This is a genomic window from Klebsiella sp. V115_8, assembly GCF_029967715.1.
GTDB classification, from domain to species: domain Bacteria; phylum Pseudomonadota; class Gammaproteobacteria; order Enterobacterales; family Enterobacteriaceae; genus Klebsiella; species Klebsiella quasipneumoniae.
Window position 1 is genome coordinate 222,627 of record NZ_JASCAR010000043.1, and the last position, 23,558, is coordinate 246,184.

The window sequence follows — 23,558 nt, forward strand, 5'->3', positions numbered from 1 at the left end:
AAACAGGAGCCGTTAAGACATGCCTAATTTCTTTATCGATCGCCCCATATTTGCATGGGTGATCGCCATCATCATCATGCTGGCTGGGGGATTATCGATCCTCAAATTGCCGGTGGCGCAATATCCGACGATTGCGCCGCCAGCAATTTCCATTACCGCCATGTACCCCGGTGCTGACGCCGAAACCGTGCAGAACACCGTGACTCAGGTTATCGAACAGAATATGAACGGTATCGATCACCTGATGTACATGTCCTCGAATGGCGACTCCACCGGTACGGCGACCATCACCCTGACCTTCGAATCCGGTACCGATCCGGACATCGCCCAGGTTCAGGTTCAGAACAAGCTGGCCCTGGCCACCCCTCTGCTGCCGCAAGAAGTACAGCAGCAAGGGATCAGCGTTGAGAAAGCGTCCAGCAGCTTCCTGATGGTTGTCGGCGTCATTAACACCAACGGCACCATGAACCAGGACGACATTTCGGACTACGTGGCGGCCAACATGAAGGACCCGATCAGCCGTACCAGCGGCGTCGGCGACGTTCAGCTGTTCGGTTCCCAGTACGCGATGCGTATCTGGATGGATCCGAATAAACTGAATAACTTCCAGCTCACGCCGGTGGACGTGATCAGCGCGCTGAAAGCGCAGAACGCCCAGGTAGCCGCTGGTCAGTTAGGCGGTACGCCGCCGGTGAAAGGCCAGCAGCTCAACGCCTCCATCGTCGCGCAGACGCGTCTGACCAATACGGAAGAGTTTGGCAACATCCTGCTGAAGGTGAACCAGGATGGTTCCCAGGTTCGTCTGCGTGATGTCGCCAAAATTGAACTGGGTGGCGAAAGCTATGACGTGGTGGCGAAGTATAACGGCCAGCCTGCGTCCGGTCTGGGTATTAAACTGGCTACCGGCGCGAACGCGCTGGATACCGCCAACGCGATCCGCGCTGAACTGGCGAAGATGGAGCCGTTTTTCCCGTCGGGGATGAAAATCGTTTACCCGTATGACACCACCCCGTTCGTGAAAATCTCTATTCACGAAGTGGTTAAAACGCTGGTGGAAGCGATCATCCTGGTCTTCCTGGTGATGTACCTGTTCCTGCAGAACTTCCGCGCCACCCTGATCCCGACCATCGCGGTGCCGGTGGTCCTGTTAGGGACCTTCGCGGTGCTGGCGGCGTTTGGCTTCTCGATAAACACCCTGACGATGTTCGGGATGGTGCTCGCCATCGGCCTGCTGGTGGATGACGCCATCGTGGTGGTCGAGAACGTCGAGCGCGTCATGGCCGAAGAAGGCCTGCCGCCGAAAGAAGCGACGCGTAAATCGATGGGGCAGATTCAGGGCGCGCTGGTAGGTATCGCCATGGTGCTGTCGGCGGTATTTATCCCGATGGCGTTCTTCGGCGGCTCAACCGGGGCCATCTATCGCCAGTTCTCCATCACCATCGTTTCCGCGATGGCGCTATCGGTACTGGTCGCGCTGATCCTGACGCCGGCGCTGTGCGCCACGATGCTGAAGCCTATTCAGAAAGGCAGCCATGGCGCGACCACGGGTTTCTTCGGCTGGTTTAACCGCATGTTCGATAAGAGCACGCACCATTACACCGACAGCGTAGGCAACATTCTGCGCAGCACCGGTCGTTATCTGGTGCTGTATCTGATCATCGTGGTGGGTATGGCGTGGCTGTTCGTTCGTCTGCCGAGCTCGTTCCTGCCGGACGAAGACCAGGGGGTGTTCCTGAGTATGGCCCAGCTGCCTGCCGGCGCCACCCAGGAGCGCACGCAGAAAGTGCTGGATGAGATGACGAATTACTATCTCACCAAAGAGAAGGACAACGTGGAATCCGTGTTTGCGGTTAACGGCTTCGGCTTCGCCGGCCGCGGCCAGAACACCGGTATCGCGTTCGTCTCGCTGAAAGACTGGAGTCAGCGTCCAGGCGACGAAAACAAAGTTGAAGCGATCACCGGTCGGGCGATGGGCTACTTCTCGCAGATTAAAGACGCGATGGTCTTCGCCTTTAACCTGCCGGCTATCGTTGAACTGGGTACCGCGACCGGCTTTGACTTCCAGCTGATTGACCAGGGCGGCCTGGGACACGAAAAACTGACCCAGGCACGTAACCAGCTGTTTGGCATGGTGGCGCAGCATCCTGACGTGCTGACCGGCGTGCGTCCTAACGGTCTGGAAGATACACCGCAGTTCAAAGTCGATATCGATCAGGAAAAAGCCCAGGCGCTGGGCGTCTCCATCAGCGACATTAACACCACGCTGGGCGCCGCCTGGGGCGGAAGCTATGTCAACGACTTTATCGACCGCGGCCGCGTGAAGAAAGTGTACATCATGTCTGAAGCGAAATACCGTATGCTGCCGGAAGACATCGGCAAGTGGTATGTTCGCGGTAGTGATGGCCAGATGGTGCCGTTCTCCGCCTTCTCCACCTCGCGTTGGGAATACGGTTCGCCGCGTCTGGAACGCTACAACGGTCTGCCATCAATGGAAATTCTTGGCCAGGCAGCGCCAGGCAAGAGTACCGGTGAGGCGATGAGCCTGATGGAAGAGCTGGCGGGTAAACTGCCGTCGGGTATTGGCTACGACTGGACCGGGATGTCTTATCAGGAGCGGCTGTCCGGTAACCAGGCCCCTGCCCTGTATGCCATCTCGCTGATTGTCGTCTTCCTGTGTCTGGCAGCGCTGTATGAGAGCTGGTCGATTCCGTTCTCGGTCATGCTGGTCGTACCGTTGGGTGTGGTCGGCGCGCTGTTAGCCGCCACCTTCCGCGGTTTAACCAATGACGTTTACTTCCAGGTTGGCCTGTTGACCACCATCGGCCTGTCGGCGAAGAACGCGATACTGATCGTTGAATTCGCCAAGGACCTGATGGAGAAAGAGGGCAAAGGGCTAATTGAGGCGACGCTTGAAGCGGTACGTATGCGTCTGCGTCCGATCCTGATGACCTCCCTGGCGTTTATCCTTGGGGTTATGCCGCTGGTTATCAGCTCCGGAGCGGGCTCCGGTGCGCAGAACGCCGTAGGTACAGGCGTAATGGGCGGGATGGTGACCGCGACGATCCTGGCAATCTTCTTCGTGCCGGTGTTCTTTGTGGTGGTGCGACGCCGCTTTAGTAAGAAATCAGAAGATATTGAGCACAGCCATCAGGTTGAGCATCATTAATCTGCACTGCTGAACAAAGGGCCGCTACTGCGGCCCTTTTTTTGATCATTACCCACAGGGCACATATTGCCATTGTTTATTTTTCGCGCTGCATTTAATATATATTGATGTGTTCCCGGCTATATCTATCACGCTGTTTAGCCCTTAGGATCTTCTTACGCTCATTTACCAGGAATAATCCTAATATCATCATCACGGCCGGCGGTTTCTGAACGCGACGACTGCCTGCCTTAAGCCAATGATTGATAAGACATCTCTATTTTTCAGGCTGCGCGCCCGGGCCGGAGAAATTAATTCGTCTATTTTTAAGATAATTTCTCTCTGATAATTGTAATTTTTCGTAATAGCACGATGAAATCTGTTGGAGAGTGGATTATAGTTAAATCAGCAGGATTACTCAGTTAGTGTCAGGTCAGTTAGTCGTGTTCATCCCACAACGGTGTTTGTTAGTCGTCGTTTAAACCACTCAAAAGGGGATGCGTTATGGACGAATACTCGCCAAAAAGACATGATATCGCACAACTACGCTTTCTCTGCGAAACGCTGTATCATGACTGCCTTGCAAACCTGGAAGAGAGCAACCATGGCTGGGTCAACGACCCGACATCGGCTGTCAATCTCCAGTTAAATGAACTGATCGAGCACATTGCCACATTCGCCCTTAATTATAAAATTAAGTACGCTGAGGATAATAAGCTGATCGCTCAGGTTGACGAATATCTGGACGATACATTTACATTGTTCAGTAACTACGGCATTAACTCTACGGATTTGCAAAAGTGGAAAAAATCCGGTAATCGGTTATTTCGTTGTTTTGTCAACGCCAGCCGGGAAAATCCGGCCAGTCTTTCGTGTTAGGATTATTACAATCAAAAGGTGGAATTATGTCTGATAAGCCATTAACTAAAACAGACTATTTGATGCGCTTACGCCGTTGCCAGACAATTGACACGCTGGAGCGCGTCATTGAAAAAAACAAATATGAACTTTCTGATAATGAGCTGGCGGTATTTTACTCAGCCGCCGATCATCGTCTGGCTGAACTGACCATGAATAAGCTGTACGATAAGATCCCGACGTCCGTCTGGAAATTTATCCGCTAATTACCGCGCCCGACGCGGTCTGCTGACCGGACGGTAATCGCCAGCCTCAGCAGGGTATCTTTGTGATAGTCATCACATCATTTAGCCAACAGCAAACCTGTAACCGGTTTCTTTTTTATACTGCTGCGGCCATCTAACGTCAGGTATAAGGAAGACCAATGAGTGAAGAAAAACGCAAAATGATCGCCGGTGAGCTCTATTTATCTGGCGACCCAACGCTACGCGCCGATCGTCTGCGCGCCAGACAGCTGCTGCACCGTTACAATCATTCCGCCCCGGATGCGCAGGAAGAACGTCAGCGTATTCTCGCCGAGCTGCTCGGTCGCGCTGGCGATGCGTATATCGAGCCAAGCTTTCGCTGCGACTACGGCTACAATATCTTTCTCGGCGCCGGTTTTTACGCCAATTTTGACTGCGTGATGCTGGACGTCTGCCCTATCCATATTGGCGATAACTGCATGCTGGCCCCGGGCGTCCATATCTATACCGCCACCCATCCGCTGGATGCTGAGGCCCGAAACAGCGGCCAGGAATATGGCAAACAGGTGACCATTGGCCACAATGTGTGGATTGGCGGTCGGGCGGTGATCAATCCCGGGGTGACCATTGGCGATAATGCGGTCATCGCGTCCGGAGCGGTGGTCACTAAAGACGTCCCCGCCAGTACCGTTGTCGGCGGCAACCCGGCGCAGATCATCAAGCGCCTTCCGCCGCCAAATGCGTAACTGTTATGCTTTTCTGTAACTGATCTGTTACTTTCTCCGCAGAATACTGCAACATAAAATAGCCTTCAGGCTGAGCCTGCCACGCCCGAGCCACCGGGCGCACGGGGCAGGCTTATTGCAGAATTCGGGGACCAAGATGACAGAAATACAACGCCTGCTTACTCACACCATTGACGAACTGAACGTGCAGGAAAAACGCGATAATCGCCCGCGTTTTAGCATCAGTTTTATCCGTAACCATCCGGGCCTGTTTGTTGCCATGTATGCCGCGTTTCTGGCGACGCTGGTGGTGATGCTGCGCTCTGAAACGCTGGTGGATTCGGTCTGGTTGTTGGTGGTGCTGTTCATCCTGTTCAACGCTTTTTTCTTCTTTGACGTCTATCCACGCTATCGTTACGAAGATATCGATGTCCTCGACTTTCGCGTGTGTTACAACGGCGAATGGTACAACACCCGCTTTGTCCCCCGACAGCTGATCGACCGTATTCTGCAGTCGCCGGACGTCGATAGCGAGCAGAAGGCGCAGCTTAAAAAAATGGTCGACACCAAAGGCGATCTCTCCTTTTACGATGTCTTTACGCTGACCCGAGCCGGTACTGCGCAATAAGACGATTCAGCGTCCGCAGCGCCAGCGGATAGCGGGAAGCAGAAGTATTGCCATACCCCAGCACCAGCCCGCTCCGCCCCCGCCGCGGGTCGAGATAGAAATGACTTAGCGCAGCGGGCGCCAGCTGAAACTGACGCGCCTGCTGAGCTATCGCGCGATCGTCGATCCCCTCTATGGCCAGCGTCAGATGGAGCCCCCCTTCCCCACCAAGGACTTCGCACGGCACGGTGATCTCTTGCGCCAGCGCCTCGCGCAGCTGCTGCTGACGTTTGCGGTACAGACGACGCATCGCCGCCAGATGACGCGCATAGTGCCCCTTCTCGATAAAGCTGGCCAGCGCCCGCTGTTCAGCGCGGTGCCCTCCGCGCAGCAGCGCGCCAATGGCCTCCTGAGCGGCATCCGCCAGCGCGGGCGGCATTACCATAAAACCGATACGCAGCGCCGGAAAAAGGGTTTTGCTGAAGGTGCCGAGATAGACCACCGGGGCATCCGGGACCATTCCCAGCATCGCCGGGATCGGCTCTCCGCTGTGGCGAAACTCGCTGTCGTAGTCATCCTCCACAATCCACGCGCCGTGCCGATGGGCATACTCCACCAGCGCCAGACGCCGCGCGGCGCTCATAACGCTCCCAAGGGGATACTGATGAGAGGGAGAGGTGAAAATCAGCCGGGGTGGCTCTGCCGCGCCGTTAGCCATACACATCCCTTCATGATCGACGGCCATCCCGCAGACCTGCAGCCCCGCCCGCTGGAAACCACTCCTGGCGCCCAGGTATCCCGGCTCTTCCTGCCACACGCTGTCGCCCGGGTTGGTCAACAACGAGGCGCATAAGTTGACCCCTTCCAGCGCCCCCTCGGTGATGACGATCTGCCGGATATCGCACTGAATACCCCGGGAGAGCGCCAGATGGCGAGCGATCGCCTCCCGCAGTTGGGGATCGCCCGCGGCCTCACCGTAGCCCAGCAGCGTGCTGCCCTCGTCGCGCAATGCTTTATCCATTAACCGCCGCCACAGCGGCAGCGGGAAATAGTTCACCGCCGGCATGCCAGGCGTAAACGGCAGCGCCGGCGAGTCACGGCGCATAGCGGCTGGCAGCCCCTGCAGCCGCTCAGACAGCACAACGGGTGGCGCGTTTACCTCCTGCCGGCGGCTGGCGGCGAGCGGCACAACCTGCGTCCCCTGACGGCTTCGCGTCAGGTATCCTTCCAGCGTCAGCTGCTCCAGTGCGGCATTCACCGTATTGCGCGACAGATGCAGTCGAGCGGCAATCACGCGCGATCCTGGCAAACGGCAGCTGGCCGCCAGGGTTCCCTGCAGGATGGCATGGCGCAAAGTGTGGTAAAGGGCCCGCTGCAGGGTTTCGTCCGTTCGCTGCCGCATCCCCTGCGTCACCAACCCATAAAACGCATCGTCCGGTATGTTCATGTCACCTCCTCGTGGATCCATAAAAACATACTCTGGTGGCACTTTTTATGGAACCAGCCAGCGCGTACGCTGCCTGTACATCCCCAATAAGGAAACCGCAATGTGTGAATACAATCAGTTTGGTCAGGCGCTCGGCGCCGCGCTGCCCGACTGGCAACCCCGCCCCTGGCCAACGCGGCAGGTACTTCAGGGCAGCCGCTGTCGGCTCGAACCGCTCACCCTCGCCCACGCCAGCGATCTGTTTGCTGCCCACCAGCTGGCGCCCGACGCCCGCAGCTGGACGTGGCTGCTGCGCGAACCGGAAAGCAGTCTGGCTGAATTTAGCGCCTGGGTGGCGCAGGTTGCGACGCTGACCGATCCTATCCATTTCGCCGTCGTTGACCAGCAGCGCGGGACGGCGGTCGGGTCGCTGGCGTTAATGCGCATCGATGCCAACCACGGCGTGGTCGAGGTGGGGCATGTCCATTTCTCTCCGTTGCTGAGCCGAACGGCTATGGCCACCGAAGCGCACTGGCTGTTGATGCAGTATGTTTTCGAGACGCTCGGCTACCGTCGCTATGAATGGAAATGCAATAGCCTCAATACGCCGTCAGGCCGGGCGGCAAGGCGACTGGGATTTCAGTACGAAGGACGTTTTCGTCAGGCGCTGGTGAGCAAAGGACACAACCGGGACACGGACTGGTTTTCAGTGATTGATGGCGAATGGCCGCAGCTGGATAGCGCCATGCGCCAATGGCTGGCCGCCGACAATTTTACCGCCGACGGCCAGCAGCGCCGTCCCCTGGAAAGCTTCCGTTAACGACGTTTTTTGCGCCCCTGCACCGCTTTAAAGCGGGGGTTGCTCTTACAGATCACGTACAGCCGCCCTTTGCGTTTGACCAGCTGGCAATCCGGGTGGCGCTGTTTGGCGCTGCGTAATGAGTTAACGACCTGCATCATGCCTTCCTTTTTGCATCAATAAAGCCGCCGAAGCGCTGGCGGAAACGGGCCGCGCTACCCTCGCTGGCGAACGTTTTTTGTTTGCCGGTGTAGTAAGGATGCGATTTCGATGAGACATCGATCGTCACATACGGATACGTCTCACCGTCGAGCTCAATCACGCGTTCGGTGCGGATGGTTGAGCCAACTTTAAAATATTCATTGGCGCTGGTGTCGTGAAACACCACCGTGCGATAGGGAGGATGGATATGGGCTTTCATGATGACCTCGTCATTATGTTATAACATAACAATTAAATTACGCCGTTCCACGACAAAGATCAACCATGGTTATATCAGGGGTAATAACAAAGAGGCGAGTTTCCTCGCCTTTGGCTTCAGGGCGCCAGACGGTGGGCGATAGCGCGAAGTTGCTCCGCGATGGCCTGCAGATCTTTCCCCTGCTCGACTCTGGCGCCGCTGGAATGGCGAATCACCAGGCGCGCCGGCAGGATGGATGAGGTATGCGCCGCGCCGCTGGTACTGGCGAGGATCCGCCGCACCGCCTCTTTACCCTGCAGGTCGAGGTCCAGCGATACCGTACTCAATGCCGGATAGAAAAAGGAGCTTTCGTAGGTATCGTCATAGCCAATCACCGATTTCTCTCCCGGCACCGCCACCTGATGCTGATGGAAGGCGCTGAGCACCCCCAGCGCCATCTGGTCATTGCCCACCAGCACAGCGCTGAAGTTGGGCGTTTCACGCAGCATCTGCAGCGCGCCGGCGTAGCCGCTTTGCGCATCCCAGTTGCCGTGCAGGACGGTCACCGGCTTCAGACCGTAGCCATCCAGGGTCTCCAGCCAGCTTTTCAGCCGCAGTTTGGCCGATACGGAGCTGTCCGGCCCCGCCAGCAGCGCGATCTCCCGATGCCCCATCTCGTAGAGATATTTGACACTGGCCCGGGTGCCGTCCGCCGGGTTAAACGAAACGTTAAACACGGAGCTGTAGGGATCAACATCGAGAAACAGGCAGACGATATCATCATTGTCAGCGGCGATTTTCTGCGCCTGTTCGGTCTCCAGCGGCACGTTGATAATGACCTTATCCACCCGCTGAGACTTCAGCTCATTGATGGAATCCTGGATGCTTTGGTTGACGCTCTCATCGATCATCGAAATCAGGACCTGGTAACCTTCCAGGTTGGCATAGCGTTTTACCGCCGCCGCCACCTGGGAGGGGGCATGCCAGGCCAGCGAAATCGTCACCAGCCCCACCGTCTGGCTCTCCTTCCCCACCAGCTGCTGCGCCAGCCGGTTGGGCACATAGCGTAGAGCCTCTATCGATTTCTCCACCTTGCGGCGCGTCGCTTCGGATACATTGGCAGATTTGTTGAGTACCCTGGACACGGTCTGGTAAGAGACACCCGCATGACGTGCGACGTCTTCCAGAGTAGCGCTTTTAGACTTCATGGTCCGGTTCCTTATGTTGTTATCCCATGATTGTAACAGGGGCCATTTGAAAAAACGCTCACCGCCACTTCTCACCGCAAAATTAGACCACAAAAAGTATTACGTTCACAACCAGGTTAATTGTGAATCACCTCACTCATCACAACAAAAACCAGCGTTATTATTTGCACTTAGTCACACAATAATCATATCTCGTTTGCCTGAAGTTACATTTAGGCATTTTATGACATCAGTTATGTGAACGTAATACAAAACAATAAGAGGATAGAGATGAATACGACACTGCGCGCCCTTTCCACAGCATTAGCCGCTGCGCTAATTACCCCTTCCGCCTTTGCGGCTACCGCTGCGATCCCGACCGTTGATTTTCATGGCTATTTGCGCGCCGGGGTTGGGGTCTCCGGCGACGGTAGCGAAGCGGAATGGCAAAAGAACAAGCTGGGCCGGTTGGGGAACGAATCGGATACCTATGGCGAACTGGAATTGGGCTCCGAGGTCTACAAAAAAGATGATGTCAGTTTCTATCTCGACAGCATGGTCAGCATGGTCTCCGATGGCTCTAACGATAATGAAACCACGTTGAACGATGACGCGCAGTTCGGCTTACGTCAGCTGAATCTGCAGATCAAAGGGCTGATCCCGGGCGATCCAAATGCGGTGATCTGGGGCGGCAAACGTTACTATCAGCGTCACGATCTGCACATCATCGATACCAAATACTGGAACATTTCCGGCTCCGGGGCCGGGGTGGAAAACTACACCCTTGGCCCGGGCGCCGTCTCGCTGGCGTGGATCCGCGGCGATGCCAACGACGTTGACTATCGCGTCGATGGCGACAGCAACGTCAATATCAACTATATCGATTTACGCTATGCGGGATGGAAGCCGTGGTCCGGGTCGTGGACCGAATTCGGCATCGACTACGCCATGCCGAACACCACCAAAAAACAGGACAGCTACGGCGGGCTGTACGATGCCGAAAATGGCGTGATGCTAACCGGTGAAATCAGTCAGGATATGCTGGGCGGCTATAACAAAACCGTGCTGCAGTATGCCAACAAAGGGCTGGCGCAGAATATGGTCTCCCAGGGCGGCGGCTGGTACGATATGTGGAACTACGTGAATGACGCCACCGGCTATCGCGTGATTAACACCGGTCTGATCCCCATTACCGAGAAGTTCTCCATCAACCACGTTCTGACCTGGGGCTCGGCGGATGATATTACCGACTACACCGACAAAACGCGGATGCTGTCGCTGGTCGCCCGCGGGCAGTATCAGTTCACCGACTACGTGCGCCTGATTGGCGAAGTCGGCGGTTTCTATCAGAAAGACAGCTACAACAATGGCACCAGTTACAAACAGGCCGGTGAGAAATATACCATTGCGCTGGGTCTGGCGGACGGGCCGGACTTTATGTCACGTCCGGAATTACGTATTTTCGCGTCGTATCTGAATGATTCCGAAGATGGTAAACCATTTGAAGACCAGACGGCGAATAATACCTGGAATTTCGGCGTGCAGGTTGAGGCCTGGTGGTAATATCGCTCTGGTAAGAAAAATACGTTATTGATATCTCCAACGCTAAGGTCATTAATTACCCTCCGGTAATCATTATTGCCACTGCTGTCTTTGTCTTATTTTCGGGATAACCTGTTTTCAGGTTATCCCGTTTTATTTATTTCCGCGCGGCAAAATGGTCATCCAGCAATTGACGTAGCGCATCGGACTGCTTACCGAAAATAGCATGAACCTGCTGACCAAGAATAATGACGCCCAGCGCGCCCTGCTGCTGTAATGCGTCAGAGTCCACGGCCGCCAGATGACGAACCGTTACCCGCAGACGGGTAATACAGGCGTCCACTTGGGTAATATTCGCTTCACCGCCGAAGGCCTGAATCAGCGCCTCGATTTGCTGTTTTTCCGCTTCGCTTAACGGCTGTGCCGGACGCGCAGGCGAGAAATAGTGCAGGAAAGATTTTAAACTCACCATCATAAACTCCAGGGTAATAGATAAAAAAAAGCCTGCTCGGCAGAGCAGGCGTGGAGAAAAAGGATTACGCGTGGCGACGGAGAATACGGCAATCCCATGCTGACAGGGTCAGCGGGTCCGACACCGCCGCGTCGGTCAGGCAATCCCGATACCCTGGCGGCAGGCTCAGGGTATGGCTTTGCGCGCTGTAGTTCTGCAGGAAGACAAACGTACTCTCACCGTCGGTGCGCGCGGTGGCCACCACTCCGGGCGGTAAATCCGCCGCGATCGCCCGCGGCAGCGCCAGCTCCTTGCACAGGGCGGCAAAAAAGTCGCGCTGGAAGGCCAAATCGTTGCGGGAGGCCACATGCCAGGCTTTACCTTTCCCGAAGCCGTTCACCGTCACCGCTGGCCTTCCGGCATAAAAATCATCCCGGTAGGTGGCCAGCGTCTGCGCGCTTTCGGTATGGATCAGTTCACAGAGATGGCGCACCTGATAGGGGCCCTGAAGTCCGCACTGATTCCCGGCCAGGCCCTGCACCAGATTAAACTCGCCGTCATTCAGACAGTCGATCTCCTCCGCCCAGATGCCCAGAAGATTGCGCAGCGGGCCCGGGAAGCCGCCGAGATAGCAGAGATCGGACTCGTTGACGATGCCGGTCCAGTAGGTAGTCACCAGATGGCCGCCGCTGGCGACGAACGCCTCCGCCCGCCCGGCAAAGCCGTCGCGCACCATGTATAACATCGGGGCAATCACCAGCCGGTACGGCGTTAAATCAGCGTCGGCGTCAATCACATCGACGGCGATGCCCTGCTCCCAGAACGGACGGTAGTGCTCATTGACCGTCTTCTCATACTCCATACCCAAATTGCGCGGCCCCTGGGCGTCATCAAGCGCCCAGCGGTTCTGCTGGTCGAAGATAATCGCCACTTTCGCCTCGGTGCGACACCCCCTCACCGCCGGCAGCTTGCTGAGGATCTCGCCGAGCTGGCTGACTTCACGGCCAATGCGGGTATCAATATGCCCAACGTGGTCGACCACCGCGCCGTGGAATTTCTCAACCGAACCACGGCTCTTGCGCCACTGGAAATACTGCACCGAGTCGGCGCCATGCGCCACCGCCTGCAGCGAAGAGAGAATATGCATCCCCGGTTTCTTAAGTTTGCTGGTCGGCTGCCAGTTGGTGGCGCCCGGCGTGGACTCCATCAGCACAAACGGCTGGCCGCCCTTCAGGCTGCGCATCATGTCGTGATACATCGCGGTATAACAGGCCAGCGCGGTTTCGTCTTTGTCGCGGTGCCACATCGGATAGCTGTCCCAGGAGATAAAGTCCAGCACCTCCGCCAGCTGCCAGTAGTCGTAATCGTAAAAATACTCCATAAAGTTGGTGGTCACCGGTAGGGCGGCATTCGCCGCCTTCAGCGGGGCGATTTCATGGCGGCAGAAATCGGTCACCTGGGCGGTATTAAAGCGATGCCAGTCCAGATTCAGGCCGTGGATCGACACCTCGCCCTGCGGCGCAGGCGATTCAATCTGCGACCAGTCGCTGTAGGTATGGCTCCAGAAAGTGCTCCACCAGGCCTGGTTGAGATTCTCCAGGGTCTGGTACCGCGCCTTCAGCCAGTCGCGAAAGCGAGTCTGGCAGCGCTCGCAATGACATTCGCCGCCATATTCATTGGAAATATGCCAGCCCAGCACCGCCGGGTGCGCAGAATAGCGATCCGCCAGCAGGGTATTGATTTTAAGGGTCTTCTCACGATACACCGGCGATGACATACAGTGGTTGTGACGGCCGCCGTGCAGGGCCGGCACCCGATCGCGCCCCACCCGCAGAACCTGCGGATAGCGCTGTGACATCCACGCCGGACGCGCGCCGCTCGGCGTGGCCAGAAAAACATGAATGCCGGCGGCATACAGTTTATCGAGGATAGTATCCAGCCAGGCGAAATCAAATACCCCTTCGCGCGGCTCAAGTTTCGCCCAGCTAAATATTCCCACCGACATCACATTGCATTTTGCCTGCTGCATCATGGCAATGTCTTTATCAATAATATCGGGGTCATTCTCCCATTGCTCCGGGTTATAATCTGCGCCATGCAGCAGCGTATTAACCTTTGGATGTAAAGGTGCAAATTTATTCATAATAAACTTCCTGAAAAGAACGACAAAAAATTAATTAAATACTTTTACCGACGGCAATACTTTTCCCTGGCAATCAAATAGCGCCTGATTTTCACGCGCATTGCCCTCTTTCCATTCGTCATGGATATATTTCATCCCCGCCGGGGTGGCCCAGGTATTTCCCGGAACGGCAATCCACGTGGGCTCCCAGTAAAAAATCCCTTTGCCGCGCTGGTCGGGAACATCGATGACCGCCTGCATCAGATCGTGGATATAGCGATATTGTCCCTGCACGCTGGCGGGATATCCCCCATCCTTTTCCTCTTTGGCCTGGAAACTGTTTTCCGCGTTATCGCAATTGGCCAGGGTATAGGCATAGGCCGCCTCGACGACAATAACGTCTTTGTTATAGCGTTTGCTGATGTCATCCATATTGGCCTTCAGGGCGCTGATCGGCCCGTTCCAGTAGGTGTACATCGACAAACCGATCACGTCATACGGCACATGGCGTTTCTCTATTTCGTCAAACCACCAGCGGAAGGTATCGTTTTTGGTCCCTTCAGCCAGATGCAGCATGATTTTCACCTGTTCGCCGTTGTGCAGGTTCGCCTTCAGGCCATCAATGGCCGCGTTCAGCAGACCAGCCAGCCGGTCGAACTCTCCGCCCCCCTGCCCCCAGCTTTTCCCTTCCGGCCACAGCATACCGCCATTGATCTCATTGCCGATCTGCACCATATCCGGCAGGACGCCCGCCTGCTTAAAGCGGGCGATGGTATCCCGGGTATAGTCATGAATCGCCGTTTTCAGCTGTGGGTAATCCATCTTTTCCCAGGCCTTCGGTTTGAACTGCTTGCCGGGATCGGTCCAGAAATCGCTGTAATGAAAGTCGAGCAGCAGCTTCATTCCCTGGGCTTTCGCGCGTTTCGCCAGCGCCAGGGTCGTGGCCAGATCGTTATTCCCGCCGCCATAGCCCTCGCCGCTTGCCGATTGCGGATCCACCCACAGGCGGAGGCGAACATAGTTGACGCCGTTCTCTTTCAGAATGGCGATCGGATCCTTACGCTGGTTATTCTGGTCGTAGAAGGTCGCCCCGTGCTTTTCAGCATCCAGCAGCGTGGAGATATCCGCGCCTTTAATAAAGTCCGCCGGCATGCCCTGAAAGGCGCGGGTTTCAAGCGCGTCCGCCGCCAGCGAAGGGGGGGAAAAACTGCATGCCAGACAAACCGCAAGCCATGCGGGTGTAAATCTTTTCATGTGCTTATCCTTTAGTACTGCCCGAGGTCAGGCCGGAGACGAAGTATTTTTGTAACGCCAGATAGAGGATCGCGACCGGCACGGCAATCAGCACCGCCCCCGCCGCGTAGGTGGTGTAGCTGGCCCCCATTTTTTGCGCCACCAGGTTATACAGACCGATAGGCAGGGTGTATTTATCCGGGGTACGCAGGATGGTGCTGGAGAGGATGAAATCCCCCAGCGGGCCGGTGAAGGAGAACAGCGCCACCACCGCGAGGATCGGCTTCGACAACGGCATGATGATCTCGATAAAGATGCGAAAGCTGCTGGCGCCGTCCATGCGGGCGGACTCATCCAGATCTTTGGGGATCGCGTCGAGATACCCCTTCATCAGCCAGGTGTTCATCGGGATCATTCCCCCGACGTAGATCAGCACCAGCGCCAGATGGCTGTTAATCAGGCCAAGCAGTTGCGACAGCACAAAGATGGCAATCAGCGCGGAAAACTGCGGGATCATCTGCAGCAGCAGGAACAGCATCAGCCCGTTCTGCCGCCCTTTAAAGCGGAAGCGGGAGAAGGCGTAGGCGGTAAAGCTGACGCTAATCAGGGTCAGCACCATGGTCAGGAAGCTGATTTTCATCGAGTTCCAGTACCAGGTAAGGTAATTCACATTGCCATTGAACAGATCGGCATAGTGCTGGAACGACAGATTTTCCGGAATGATCGAGGTACTCAGCAGGCTATTGCCGGCGTTCAGCGACGCCCCGACGGTCCAGACCAGCGGATAGATAATCACCACCGAGACCAGGATAACCACCAGCCAGGTGAGAGAGAGTCGGATCCACTTTTCGCGTTTAATACTGGGTGATTGAGCCATGTTGCTTCCCTTACGCCATGTCGTCATTTTTGAAGGATTTGGTGGCGCGGAACTGCCACAGCGCCAGGCCGACGACGAAGATCGACAGCAGGATAGTGATGGTCGCCGCGATGGCGTACTGCGACGAGGACATCGTCAGCTTATAGATCCACGACACCAGAATATCCGTCCCGCCGGCGTTAGATCCCGCCACCGCAGGGCCGCCGTTGTTAAACAGATAAATGATGTTGAAATTATTAAAGTTGAAGGTGTACTGGGTGATGATGATCGGCGCGATCGCGTACAGCACCAGCGGCAGGGTGATGGTGCGCAGGCGGGTAAAGGCGCTGGCGCCGTCCATCGTCGCCGCTTCATACAGATCGTCCGGGATCGCCTGCAGCACGCCGGTGGTCATGGCAAAGACAAACGGGAAGCCAAGCCAGGTCTGCATCATGATCAGCGCGGTTTTGGTCCAGAACGGGTCGGTCAGCCATGCCTTTGGACTGATGCCGAAGAATGACAGGATCGCGTTGTTAATCACCCCGAAGGAGTCATTGAACATCCCGGCAAAGACGAGGATGGTGACAAACCCCGGCACCGCCCACGGCAAAATAAAGATAGTGCGGATCAGCGGCTTAAAGCGCAGATCTTTTTGGTTCACCAGAATCGCCAACAGCACGCCCACCGTACACTGCAGGGTGGTCGCCAGCAGCGTCCACACCACGGTCCACTGCAGCACATCCAGGAAGGTGGAGCGCCAGATGGAGAGGGTGAAAATATTGACGAAGTTTTTCAGGCCCACCCAGTCCACCAGCTTCGCCGGCGGCGTGTGGTACAGGTTATAGTTGGTGAAGGCGATGGCGAAACCAAACAGAATGGGAAAGATCACCACAAAGACCAGCAGAATAAAGCCTGGCGTGATCATCAGGTACGGGAAGCCATCGCTCAGCAGCATCTGGTACTGCTTACGCACGCTGTTCAGCGCGCCCCCCTCATCGCGTTTTTTGCCGTTCAGCCACGCGTCCCGCAGCGAGAGAACATAGATCAGCACGCCAAAAGCGACGATCAGCACGCTGATAATCCCCTCCGCTAACAGGAAGATAGAGTTATCCCGGGGCACCTCTTCACCCAGGGTATAGAGCCCCCACAGCCCCTCGCGCAGGAAGTCATAAAAAATACCCAGAAAGCTGCTCAACAACACCAGGAAGACCAGACCCTTCAGCCACTGGCGATGATAAAACTGGCCGAAACCCGGCACGATTGCCAGCAGCAGGCCGCACCACGCATGGCGCCCGGGCCCGCGCGCGTCGCTAAAATTTTCGCTGGAATGGATGCTCACACTCGACTCCTTCTACAAACGGGAGGTCCCCCTCCCGCTCGGTGACTTCACGTGACGGTAAATTACTGATTGCTGGCCTGCATCGCTTCGATCTGCATCTTGATCTGTTTCACCGCGTTATCGAGCGCGGCCTGCGGCGCCTGCTTGCCGGTGAGGCTCAGTTCAAGCGCGGCATTAGCCGGCCCCCACACTTCCCCCATCTCCGGAATGCCCGGCATGGCCATCGCCCGCGCCGACTGTACGGCGACGGCGCTGGCCTTTTCGTCATTTTTAATCACCGGGTCGTCAATCATCGCCTTCAGCGGCGGGATTTCGCCGGTGGCGACATAGCGGGCTTTTACATACTGCGGCTGGTTGATGAACTCGATAAACTGTTGCGCCAGCGCCTTGTCTTTACTCCAGGTCGATACCACGTAGCCCTTAACGCCGAGGAAGGAGCTCATCGGCTTGCCGTCCGGCAGGGTCGGCAACGGCACCACGCCATAGTTGATACCGGCGGCTTCATACGGCTGGAAGGCCCAGGGGCCGTTGATCACCGCCGCCGCTTTTTTCTCGGTAAACAGCGAATCAATGGCGTTCAGCCCGTTATCGCCGAGGATCCCTGCAGGGAAAGCCTTCTCGGCATAGAATTTTTTCAGGAAGGTCACGGCTTCCACGGCGCCGGGAGTATTGAGCCCCACCTGCTGCGGGTTGAAACCGCCGCCGTCGTTCTTCGCGAAGATATAGCCGCCCATCGGGCCAATGGCTCCCCAGCTGTAGTAGATCTGATCAAACTTCGCCAGCAGGCCGTATTTGTTCTGCTCGCGCTGGGTCTTCGAGTAGTCCAGCCAGGCCTGCAGGCTGTCCAGCGGCTTGTCGATCAGGTCCTTGTTGTAGATAAGCACCAGGGTTTCCACCGCTTTCGGGATGCCGTACAGCGCGTTGTCCATGCGGAAGGCATTGATAGAGGCTGGCGTAAAGGCATCCTGTTTCACCTGCTCGACGTTGAGCGGCGAGAGAAGCCCCTGAACGACGGCGCCGCCGAGCTGGTCATTCGGGATCACCAGCACGTCCGGCCCAATGCCCGCCGGGCCGTCGAGGCGCAGCTTTTCCAGCTGCTGGGCATAAGGCATCTCCTGCAGATTGACCTTCACGTTGTACTGCTTCTCAAAATCGCTGACCGCGGTTTTGATGCCAGTGGATTTTTTAATGTCTTCCCAAACGTTGAGCTGCCCGGCGGCATGCGCCTGCAGGCTGGTAAGTTGCCCCGCCGCGAGGGTGGTAAGGATCAGTGCAGCAAGCGTGTTCTTTTTCATTATCAACCTCATGTGAAGGTATAACAATTTAATGGTTTTTATTTGAATTACATCTGACAGTTAGAAAAAAAATCATTTCAAACTGCGTTGTTACATAGAAAACAGACGCTGATTCGCTTTTGTTATACGCTACGCTTTGATTGGGGATAAAACTACCATAAGCTACCAGTTGTGTGATCATCCTTGCAGAAATGAAACGCTGCTGTATGGCGCAAAATCCGCGGAAGTTATAGTCAGGACATGATTTTAGCGCTGTTGAATATCGTCACGCTGTTTTGTTACACGTAATACAATTTCACTCAAATCAGCGACACGCCAACGGCAAACAACGGCTACTCACTTCGGGGAATGTGGATGTCCAATATACGACTGAGGAATGTCACCAAAAGGTTCGGCAGCACGGTGACGCTGCACCAGGTCAATCTCGATATTGAAGATGGCGAGTTTGCGGTCTTCGTCGGCCCTTCCGGCTGTGGAAAATCGACGCTGTTACGTATGATTGCCGGGCTGGAAGAGGTTAGCGACGGGGAAGTGCTGATCGGCGATGAGGTGATGAACGATGTGGTCCCCGCCCGCCGCGGCGTGGCGATGGTTTTTCAGTCCTATGCGCTCTACCCACACATGACGGTGGCGGAGAATATGGGCTACGGGCTGAAGGTGAATAAAGTGCCGAAAGCGGAGATCCGTCGCCAGGTGGAAATGGTGGCCAAAACGCTGCAGCTCTCTCACCTGCTGGACCGTAAACCGAAGCAGCTCTCCGGCGGCCAGCGGCAGCGCGTGGCCATTGGCCGCGCTATCGTGCGTAATCCCCGGGTGTTTATGTTCGATGAGCCGCTTTCTAACCTCGACGCGGAACTGCGCGTCGATATGCGCCTGCATATTGCCCGCCTGCACCAGGAGCTGAAGACCACCATGGTGTATGTCACGCACGATCAGGTGGAGGCGATGACTCTCGCTGATAAAATCGTGGTCATGAACTACGGAAAGGTTGAACAAATGGGTTCGCCGATGGCGCTTTACTACAATCCGGTCAACAAATTCGTCGCCGGTTTTATCGGCTCGCCAAAGATGAACTTTTTACCCGCCACCGTCAGCGACTGGCAGCCAGAGCGTTTAACGGTCACCCTCGCCCAGGACCATCAGCTCACCCTGAACGTTGCCACCCAACCGCTTAACCCCGGCGCCGCGGTAACGCTGGGGATCCGGCCAGAGCATCTCACGCCTGAAGTCTCCACCGGTACCGTGGTGGAGTTTCAATGTGAAGTGGTGGAACGTCTGGGCAACAATACCTACCTGTTCGGCCAGTGCTATGGTCACGATAACGTCAAGGTTCTGCTGCCCGGCGACGTCCATTTCCGCCCGTGGCAGAAGATTAATCTGGCCTTCGATGACCGCTTCTGCATGGTGTTTGATGAGAACGATCTGCGCATCAGCGCCGATATCACGGCGCCAGACGCGCACTAAGCCAACATATTGCTGTCATCTGCGCAGCGTATGCTGCGACTGAATGCCGGAATACATCCTGCCCGGCATTCACACCCTCATTTTTATTCTGCTGCATCGGAATCATCCTTCTCTCCCGGCATCGCAGGCTATTGTGATGCCGGTTTTTTTCCCCGCACAGCGCGATTTCTCCCACTGCGCCCGGTTTATCTTTCGCATATACTGATGACACCCGGCGAACGATAAGGACACAGGCATGAGGACCCGGCATCTGATGGCGCTGTTTACAGGGGTGCTGATACTGGCCATCATCCTGCCCATCTCGCTCAGCATCTGGCAGGCGGCGCGGCAGGCCAAAATGCAGTTCTATCGTGAACTGGATGATTATTCCAACCGCATCGTCGTCCGCACGCTGCAGGTCGCCGATCAGGCCCGGGAAGCGCTGCGGGAGGCCGATGCACATACAGCCTCGTCCTGTAGCCCTGAACATCTGCTCATGCTCCGCCGGATCGCCTATACCCACCGCTACGTTCAGGAAGTGCTCTGGCTGCAGGATTCCGTGCCGCAATGCTCCTCCCTGGAAGACCATAGCGTCGCGGTGACCTTCCCGCCACCGGACCACATTGCCTCCGACGGCTATCGCACCTGGCTGACCTCGATTAACGATCTTGGCCTCAATCACCAGATGACGGCCATGGCCAGCCAGCAGCATATGGTAATGATCGATCCCATCTCCTTCATTGATGTGGCGCCCGTCAGCGAGGAGAAGATCCATAGCATGCTGTTTGGTTTGGACCATCTGAAAATGGTGATCAGCAGCCAGCCGCTGCCGGCGAAGGCCTGGCAACGGATTAAAGACCCGCACCTGAATATGCTTACCCTGGATAATACGGTCTACCGGATCCAGCGCATTCCCGAGCTGGGATCCGGCATTGTGACCTGGTCATCCACCCTGCCGCTGCAGCAGCACATACGACAGCAGTTGATCTTCTGGCTCCCGGCCGGCATCTTCACCAGCCTGCTTGCCACCTGGCTGCTGCTGCGCCTGCTGAGACACCTGCGTTCACCGCGTAACAGTATGCTGGACGCCCTCCATTCCCAGGCGATTCAGGTTCACTATCAGCCGATTATTTCATTGCAGGACGGGAAAATCGCCGGAGCCGAAGCGCTGGCGCGCTGGCAGCAACCCGACGGTACCTATTTATCGCCGGATATCTTTATTCCCCTGGCCGAGCAGACCGGACTGATCACCCAGCTGACGGAAGATATCGTCAGGAAAATTTTCGCCGATCTGGGCCCCTGGCTGAGGCAGCGGCCGGAAGTGCATATCTCCATCAACCTGTCGGTGGATGACTTACGCTCTCCCACCCTGCCCACGCTGTTACACGATCAGCTGCAGCACTGGGGGATCGCCGCCGAACAGATCATCCTTGAGATCACTGAGCGCGGGTTTGTCGACCCGGAGACCACCATGCCGGTGATCGCTCACTACCGTCAGGCTGGCCATCGGATCTCGATTGACGATTTCGGTACCGGCTACTCCAGTCTGAGCTATCTGCAGAAACTGGACGTCGACACGCTGAAAATCGATAAATCCTTTGTCGATACCCTCGAGTACCGGCCGCTGACGCCGCACATTATTGAAATGGCCAAGGCGCTCAATCTGACCACCGTCGCCGAAGGGGTGGAAACCGAAAGCCAGCGCGACTGGCTGCGACAGCATGGCGTTCAGTACGCCCAGGGATGGCTGTACAGCAAAGCGCTGCCAAAAGAGTCATTTATTCAGTGGGCGGAAGATAATCTCCATGCGCATTAAGCGGCAGGCAGCCTGCGCAGAAGGTCAGCGGGCGCAGCCTCTTCGCCGCCCTCTGCCGGAGGCTACTTCAGATAGGATTTAATCACCTGCATCACCGTCTCCAGATCCGCTTCACGCTGCGTCTCATCTGGCTCTTTCACCACATGGTCGGTCAGATGCCCCTGGATAACCTGCAGCATCATGCCATTGACCGCGCCGCGGATCGCCGCCAACTGCTGTAGCACCTCAGCGCACTCATGCTCGCGATTAAGCATTTTCTCTAATGCGGTACTCTGCCCCTGAATTTTCTTCAGCCGGGTCAGTAACTTCTTTTTGTCTCTCACTGTGTGTGACATTGCGCGATCCACCGTTTTATTCTGCCGTCATTGCCCGACCTTCGACGCCGGCAACGCTTGCCAGCATAGCATGATCCCTTTTATCAGCCTCTTTTTCTACTGGGGGGTAGTATTTTACTACTGGGGGGGAGTAGCATAGAGCCACTTTTGGCAAGGATCCCGATATGAACGATTTCACTTCCCTTCTGCAGCAGGGCAATGCCTGGCTGTTTATTCCCAGCGCGATACTGCTCGGCGCGCTGCACGGCCTCGAACCCGGCCACTCAAAAACGATGATGGCCGCCTTTATCGTGGCGGTACGGGGAACCTTAAAGCAGGCGGTTCTGTTGGGGCTGGCGGCGACGGTCTCGCATACCGCGGTGGTCTGGCTGATCGCCATGGCCGGCCTGTGGTTTGGCCGCGGCTGGAACGCCCAGACTTCTGAGCCCTGGTTTCAGCTGATCTCGGGGATTGTCATTGTGTTGATTGCCTGCTGGATGCTCTGGCGCACCTGGCGCGAATCGCGGCCCCACGCCCACCACCATCATCCTCAGCACGGGCACGACCATGACCATGACCATGACCATGACCATCATCATCATGAACATCATGACCACCATCATTCTCACTCCCCTGGCGCGCCGCTGGTGGCGGAGGAGTGGCAGGACGCGCATCAGCGGGCCCATGCTCAGGAGATTAACCGGCGCTTCGATGGCCGCCAGGTGACGACCGGGCAGATTGTGATGTTTGGCCTGACCGGCGGGCTGATCCCCTGCCCGGCGTCCATTACCGTGCTGCTTATCTGTTTACAGCTGAAGAAATTCTCGCTGGGCGCCACGCTGGTACTCGGCTTTAGCGTCGGTCTGGCGCTGACGCTGGTGGCTTCCGGGGCTATCGCCGCCCTGAGCATAAAACATGCCACCCGCCGCTGGCCATGGCTTAACGACATCTCGCGCAAAGCGCCCTGGATCTCAGGCTTACTGATTATTGTGGTGGGGATCTACATGATGCTTCATGGCCTGAGCGGCCTGTAAACCACAATGCGCCCTCTTCTTGACGACGAGGGCGCGGGTTCCCTTCAGGAGACGCTCTCCCGGGGAGTGCTGACCGCCCGGCGGCGGACGGGCTGGCTGAACCACGGCAGGCACAGCTGGATCAGCGGCCCAATCGACAGCGCGTAAATGACGGTTCCGACGCCAAACTTGCCCCCCAGCAGACAGCCAATCAGCAGCACGGAGAGCTCGATCGCCGTACGGATACCGCGCAATGACCAGCCGGTGCGAGCGTGCAGGCCGGTCATCAGGCCATCGCGCGGACCCGGGCCAAAGCCCGCGCCAATGTACATCCCGGTGGCGATAGCGTTCATCACAATCGCCACCACCAGCAGCGCACTGCGCGCCACCAGCGACTCCAGCGGAGGCAGGACGGCCAGCGTGGCGTCCGCCGCCAGTCCCAGCACGATAACATTACTCACCGTGCCGAGCCCCGGCATCTGCCGAATCGGGATCCATAGCAGCAGCACCGCGGCGCCGGTCAGGATAATCACGGTCCCGAAACTGATCCCCAGCTGTTTAGCCACCCCAAGATGAAAAACGTCCCACGGATCGGCGCCGAGATTAGCATGCACGAAGAGCGCCGTGGACACGCCGTAGAGCACCAGACCGATATATAACTGCAGCAGGCGACGAAGCATATTTTTTCCTCAACATCATTGCGAATGCCCTCATCATCAGCAAAAATGGACTGATAATTAAT

Annotated in this window: 23 protein-coding genes; 10 read left to right on the plus strand and 13 right to left on the minus strand. The window is 56.6% G+C overall.

Annotation, left to right across the window (positions count from 1 at the left end):
• The first annotated feature begins 19 nt into the window (after positions 1 to 19).
• From acrB to maa, 4 genes are all read left to right on the plus strand, one after another.
• Positions 20 to 3,166 carry a multidrug efflux RND transporter permease subunit AcrB gene (gene acrB, locus QLG03_RS20590; RefSeq protein ID WP_023288644.1) on the plus strand — a complete coding sequence of 1,049 codons (3,147 nt, stop codon included), beginning with the start codon at positions 20 to 22 and terminating at the stop codon, positions 3,164 to 3,166.
• 483 nt (positions 3,167 to 3,649) lie between these two features.
• Positions 3,650 to 4,024 carry an Hha toxicity modulator TomB gene (gene tomB / locus QLG03_RS20595; protein WP_002892066.1) on the plus strand — a complete coding sequence of 125 codons (375 nt, stop codon included), beginning with the start codon at positions 3,650 to 3,652 and terminating at the stop codon, positions 4,022 to 4,024.
• Positions 4,025 to 4,050: 26 nt separating this feature from the next.
• Complete coding sequence (locus QLG03_RS20600; RefSeq protein ID WP_002892050.1) at positions 4,051 to 4,269, plus strand: HHA domain-containing protein; 219 nt, start codon at positions 4,051 to 4,053, stop codon at positions 4,267 to 4,269.
• 158 nt (positions 4,270 to 4,427) lie between these two features.
• Positions 4,428 to 4,994 carry a maltose O-acetyltransferase gene (gene maa / locus QLG03_RS20605; protein WP_255988405.1) on the plus strand — a complete coding sequence of 189 codons (567 nt, stop codon included), beginning with the start codon at positions 4,428 to 4,430 and terminating at the stop codon, positions 4,992 to 4,994.
• Here maa and QLG03_RS20610 read toward each other — a convergent pair.
• On the minus strand, positions 4,966 to 5,097 hold the full coding sequence (locus QLG03_RS20610; RefSeq protein ID WP_032428629.1) for a hypothetical protein: 132 nt from the start codon (positions 5,095 to 5,097) through the stop codon (positions 4,966 to 4,968). The genes maa and QLG03_RS20610 overlap by 29 nt on opposite strands.
• 33 nt (positions 5,098 to 5,130) lie before the next feature.
• Here QLG03_RS20610 and QLG03_RS20615 point away from each other — a divergent pair, with 33 nt between their 5' ends.
• Positions 5,131 to 5,601 (plus strand): YlaC family protein, encoded by a 471-nt coding sequence (locus QLG03_RS20615; RefSeq protein WP_023288642.1) that lies wholly within the window; start codon positions 5,131 to 5,133, stop codon positions 5,599 to 5,601.
• Here the strand turns inward: QLG03_RS20615 and QLG03_RS20620 are convergent.
• Complete coding sequence (locus QLG03_RS20620; protein ID WP_255988407.1) at positions 5,570 to 7,027, minus strand: PLP-dependent aminotransferase family protein; 1,458 nt, start codon at positions 7,025 to 7,027, stop codon at positions 5,570 to 5,572. The genes QLG03_RS20615 and QLG03_RS20620 overlap by 32 nt on opposite strands.
• Before the next feature lie 100 nt (positions 7,028 to 7,127).
• On the opposite strand from QLG03_RS20620, the gene QLG03_RS20625 reads away from it, so the two are divergent.
• A complete protein-coding gene (locus QLG03_RS20625; RefSeq protein WP_232711930.1) occupies positions 7,128 to 7,826 on the plus strand; it encodes a GNAT family protein in 699 nt (232 codons plus the stop codon).
• On the opposite strand, the gene ykgO is transcribed toward QLG03_RS20625, so the two are convergent.
• The 3 genes from ykgO to QLG03_RS20640 form a co-directional block, all read right to left on the minus strand.
• Entirely contained in the window at positions 7,823 to 7,963 is a 141-nt protein-coding gene (gene ykgO, locus QLG03_RS20630) for a type B 50S ribosomal protein L36 (protein WP_002892018.1), read from the minus strand. The genes QLG03_RS20625 and ykgO overlap by 4 nt on opposite strands.
• Positions 7,963 to 8,226 (minus strand): type B 50S ribosomal protein L31, encoded by a 264-nt coding sequence (locus tag QLG03_RS20635; protein ID WP_004204754.1) that lies wholly within the window; start codon positions 8,224 to 8,226, stop codon positions 7,963 to 7,965. The genes ykgO and QLG03_RS20635 overlap by 1 nt, the downstream gene beginning before the upstream one ends.
• Positions 8,227 to 8,342: 116 nt before the next feature.
• Positions 8,343 to 9,413 (minus strand): LacI family DNA-binding transcriptional regulator, encoded by a 1,071-nt coding sequence (locus tag QLG03_RS20640; protein WP_023288639.1) that lies wholly within the window; start codon positions 9,411 to 9,413, stop codon positions 8,343 to 8,345.
• Positions 9,414 to 9,683: 270 nt separating this feature from the next.
• Here QLG03_RS20640 and QLG03_RS20645 point away from each other — a divergent pair, with 270 nt between their 5' ends.
• Positions 9,684 to 10,955 carry a maltoporin gene (locus QLG03_RS20645; RefSeq protein WP_023288638.1) on the plus strand — a complete coding sequence of 424 codons (1,272 nt, stop codon included), beginning with the start codon at positions 9,684 to 9,686 and terminating at the stop codon, positions 10,953 to 10,955.
• 136 nt (positions 10,956 to 11,091) lie between these two features.
• On the opposite strand, the gene QLG03_RS20650 is transcribed toward QLG03_RS20645, so the two are convergent.
• From QLG03_RS20650 to QLG03_RS20675, 6 genes are all read right to left on the minus strand, one after another.
• Positions 11,092 to 11,406 (minus strand): glucose PTS transporter subunit EIIB, encoded by a 315-nt coding sequence (locus tag QLG03_RS20650; protein WP_023288637.1) that lies wholly within the window; start codon positions 11,404 to 11,406, stop codon positions 11,092 to 11,094.
• A 64-nt stretch (positions 11,407 to 11,470) separates the two neighbouring features.
• Positions 11,471 to 13,528: a beta-galactosidase gene (locus QLG03_RS20655; protein WP_255988411.1), complete on the minus strand. Its 2,058-nt coding sequence runs from the start codon at positions 13,526 to 13,528 to the stop codon at positions 11,471 to 11,473.
• Positions 13,529 to 13,558: 30 nt separating this feature from the next.
• Complete coding sequence (locus tag QLG03_RS20660) at positions 13,559 to 14,761, minus strand: arabinogalactan endo-beta-1,4-galactanase (protein WP_048296878.1); 1,203 nt, start codon at positions 14,759 to 14,761, stop codon at positions 13,559 to 13,561.
• A gap of 4 nt (positions 14,762 to 14,765) precedes the next feature.
• Positions 14,766 to 15,617: a sugar ABC transporter permease gene (locus tag QLG03_RS20665; RefSeq protein ID WP_255988414.1), complete on the minus strand. Its 852-nt coding sequence runs from the start codon at positions 15,615 to 15,617 to the stop codon at positions 14,766 to 14,768.
• A gap of 10 nt (positions 15,618 to 15,627) precedes the next feature.
• Positions 15,628 to 16,935, minus strand: coding sequence for a sugar ABC transporter permease (locus QLG03_RS20670; RefSeq protein ID WP_255988416.1), 1,308 nt, complete (start codon positions 16,933 to 16,935; stop codon positions 15,628 to 15,630).
• A 62-nt stretch (positions 16,936 to 16,997) separates the two neighbouring features.
• Positions 16,998 to 18,230: a maltodextrin ABC transporter substrate-binding protein gene (locus QLG03_RS20675; protein ID WP_117128683.1), complete on the minus strand. Its 1,233-nt coding sequence runs from the start codon at positions 18,228 to 18,230 to the stop codon at positions 16,998 to 17,000.
• Positions 18,231 to 18,584: 354 nt separating this feature from the next.
• Between QLG03_RS20675 and ugpC the strand changes: the two genes are divergently transcribed.
• On the plus strand, positions 18,585 to 19,694 hold the full coding sequence (ugpC, locus tag QLG03_RS20680) for a sn-glycerol-3-phosphate ABC transporter ATP-binding protein UgpC (protein WP_023288632.1): 1,110 nt from the start codon (positions 18,585 to 18,587) through the stop codon (positions 19,692 to 19,694).
• A gap of 235 nt (positions 19,695 to 19,929) precedes the next feature.
• Positions 19,930 to 21,489 (plus strand): EAL domain-containing protein, encoded by a 1,560-nt coding sequence (locus QLG03_RS20685; protein ID WP_048334184.1) that lies wholly within the window; start codon positions 19,930 to 19,932, stop codon positions 21,487 to 21,489.
• 62 nt (positions 21,490 to 21,551) lie between these two features.
• Here QLG03_RS20685 and QLG03_RS20690 read toward each other — a convergent pair whose 3' ends face one another.
• Positions 21,552 to 21,824 carry a metal-sensing transcriptional repressor gene (locus tag QLG03_RS20690; protein ID WP_004204767.1) on the minus strand — a complete coding sequence of 91 codons (273 nt, stop codon included), beginning with the start codon at positions 21,822 to 21,824 and terminating at the stop codon, positions 21,552 to 21,554.
• A gap of 164 nt (positions 21,825 to 21,988) precedes the next feature.
• Here QLG03_RS20690 and QLG03_RS20695 point away from each other — a divergent pair, with 164 nt between their 5' ends.
• The gene (locus QLG03_RS20695; protein WP_032453863.1) at positions 21,989 to 22,837 is read left to right on the plus strand and encodes a nickel/cobalt efflux protein RcnA; all 849 of its coding nucleotides are present in this window, start codon (positions 21,989 to 21,991) and stop codon (positions 22,835 to 22,837) included.
• A 44-nt stretch (positions 22,838 to 22,881) separates the two neighbouring features.
• Here QLG03_RS20695 and QLG03_RS20700 read toward each other — a convergent pair whose 3' ends face one another.
• A complete protein-coding gene (locus tag QLG03_RS20700) occupies positions 22,882 to 23,496 on the minus strand; it encodes a membrane protein (RefSeq protein WP_032453862.1) in 615 nt (204 codons plus the stop codon).
• Between the last annotated feature and the right edge of the window lie 62 nt (positions 23,497 to 23,558).

Coding starts and splice junctions, on each gene's coding strand:
- QLG03_RS20650 (WP_023288637.1), bottom strand. CDS start 11,406: ATGGTGAGTTTAAAATCTTTCCTGCACTATTTCTCGCCTGCGCGTCCG.
- QLG03_RS20695 (WP_032453863.1), top strand. CDS start 21,989: ATGAACGATTTCACTTCCCTTCTGCAGCAGGGCAATGCCTGGCTGTTT.
- ykgO (WP_002892018.1), bottom strand. CDS start 7,963: ATGCAGGTCGTTAACTCATTACGCAGCGCCAAACAGCGCCACCCGGAT.
- QLG03_RS20600 (WP_002892050.1), top strand. CDS start 4,051: ATGTCTGATAAGCCATTAACTAAAACAGACTATTTGATGCGCTTACGC.
- QLG03_RS20675 (WP_117128683.1), bottom strand. CDS start 18,230: ATGAAAAAGAACACGCTTGCTGCACTGATCCTTACCACCCTCGCGGCG.
- QLG03_RS20655 (WP_255988411.1), bottom strand. CDS start 13,528: ATGAATAAATTTGCACCTTTACATCCAAAGGTTAATACGCTGCTGCAT.
- QLG03_RS20700 (WP_032453862.1), bottom strand. CDS start 23,496: ATGCTTCGTCGCCTGCTGCAGTTATATATCGGTCTGGTGCTCTACGGC.
- QLG03_RS20645 (WP_023288638.1), top strand. CDS start 9,684: ATGAATACGACACTGCGCGCCCTTTCCACAGCATTAGCCGCTGCGCTA.
- QLG03_RS20620 (WP_255988407.1), bottom strand. CDS start 7,027: ATGAACATACCGGACGATGCGTTTTATGGGTTGGTGACGCAGGGGATG.
- QLG03_RS20635 (WP_004204754.1), bottom strand. CDS start 8,226: ATGAAAGCCCATATCCATCCTCCCTATCGCACGGTGGTGTTTCACGAC.
- tomB (WP_002892066.1), top strand. CDS start 3,650: ATGGACGAATACTCGCCAAAAAGACATGATATCGCACAACTACGCTTT.
- QLG03_RS20660 (WP_048296878.1), bottom strand. CDS start 14,761: ATGAAAAGATTTACACCCGCATGGCTTGCGGTTTGTCTGGCATGCAGT.
- QLG03_RS20640 (WP_023288639.1), bottom strand. CDS start 9,413: ATGAAGTCTAAAAGCGCTACTCTGGAAGACGTCGCACGTCATGCGGGT.
- QLG03_RS20665 (WP_255988414.1), bottom strand. CDS start 15,617: ATGGCTCAATCACCCAGTATTAAACGCGAAAAGTGGATCCGACTCTCT.
- maa (WP_255988405.1), top strand. CDS start 4,428: ATGAGTGAAGAAAAACGCAAAATGATCGCCGGTGAGCTCTATTTATCT.
- QLG03_RS20685 (WP_048334184.1), top strand. CDS start 19,930: ATGAGGACCCGGCATCTGATGGCGCTGTTTACAGGGGTGCTGATACTG.
- QLG03_RS20615 (WP_023288642.1), top strand. CDS start 5,131: ATGACAGAAATACAACGCCTGCTTACTCACACCATTGACGAACTGAAC.
- ugpC (WP_023288632.1), top strand. CDS start 18,585: ATGTCCAATATACGACTGAGGAATGTCACCAAAAGGTTCGGCAGCACG.
- acrB (WP_023288644.1), top strand. CDS start 20: ATGCCTAATTTCTTTATCGATCGCCCCATATTTGCATGGGTGATCGCC.
- QLG03_RS20625 (WP_232711930.1), top strand. CDS start 7,128: ATGTGTGAATACAATCAGTTTGGTCAGGCGCTCGGCGCCGCGCTGCCC.
- QLG03_RS20690 (WP_004204767.1), bottom strand. CDS start 21,824: ATGTCACACACAGTGAGAGACAAAAAGAAGTTACTGACCCGGCTGAAG.